This window comes from Limosilactobacillus panis DSM 6035 (genome assembly GCF_001435935.1).
GTDB lineage: Bacteria > Bacillota > Bacilli > Lactobacillales > Lactobacillaceae > Limosilactobacillus > Limosilactobacillus panis.
On sequence record NZ_AZGM01000141.1, the window covers coordinates 1 to 804 of the forward strand.

General features: G+C 46.1%; 6 tRNA genes. All 6 read right to left on the reverse strand.

Annotated elements, in window-relative coordinates:
• Nucleotides 1–170: 170 nt before the first annotated feature.
• A tRNA-Leu gene (locus tag FD32_RS08990) sits at nucleotides 171–255 on the reverse strand.
• 14 nt (nucleotides 256–269) lie between these two features.
• Nucleotides 270–340 (reverse strand) — tRNA-Cys (locus FD32_RS08995).
• Between the two features lie 44 nt (nucleotides 341–384).
• A tRNA-His gene (locus tag FD32_RS09000) sits at nucleotides 385–459 on the reverse strand.
• Nucleotides 460–476: 17 nt separating this feature from the next.
• A tRNA-Trp gene (locus tag FD32_RS09005) sits at nucleotides 477–547 on the reverse strand.
• 5 nt (nucleotides 548–552) lie between these two features.
• A tRNA-Tyr gene (locus FD32_RS09010) sits at nucleotides 553–635 on the reverse strand.
• Between the two features lie 6 nt (nucleotides 636–641).
• Nucleotides 642–714, reverse strand: a tRNA-Phe gene (locus FD32_RS09015).
• Between the last annotated feature and the right edge of the window lie 90 nt (nucleotides 715–804).

Sequence of the window (804 nt, forward strand, 5' to 3'; positions counted from 1 at the left end):
ATCAGTATAGGAGACCTCAAATTGAAAATATAGACGTGTTGTTATTCGGTGCTTACGTAATAATGTTTTAGATTTGCAAATGATTTACCATTCAAAACTAAAAGCACGGCAATGCTCTTTCAAACAAACATTGTCGTGCTTTATAGTTTAGCTGAATATCGATAAACAAATGCCTCCGGTGGGGGTCGAACCCACACTCCCTCAACGGGAACTGGATTTTGAGTCCAGCGCGTCTGCCAATTCCGCCACAGAGGCATCAGCTAACTAAAAGGTGGTAATCGGATTTGAACCGATGATAAAGGTTTTGCAGACCTCTGCCTTACCACTTGGCTATACCACCAAATAGTTAAAGTTGAACAGGATTAAACATGTCCAACCCATAAGGGCGGTATGTGGGATTCGAACCCACGCGTGCCGGACCCACAAACCGGTGTGTTAACCAAACTTCACCAATACCGCCAAAATATTCAGTTAAGCAGGGATAGTAGGAATCGAACCCACAATGACGGTTTTGGAGACCGTAGTTATACCGTTTAACTATATCCCTATAAATGGAGGAGAGTGGATTCGAACCACCGAACCCGAAGGAATGGATTTACGGTCCATCGCGTTTAGCCAGACTTCGCTACTCCTCCATAAAGTGGCGCGGGACGGAATCGAACCGCCGACACACGGAGCTTCAATCCGTTGCTCTACCAACTGAGCTACCGAGCCATCCTGTGTATGGGTGTAACAACTATTTAGTTGCCAATGGAGGATACAGGGCTCGAACCTGTGACCCTCTGCTTGTAAGGCAGACGCTCT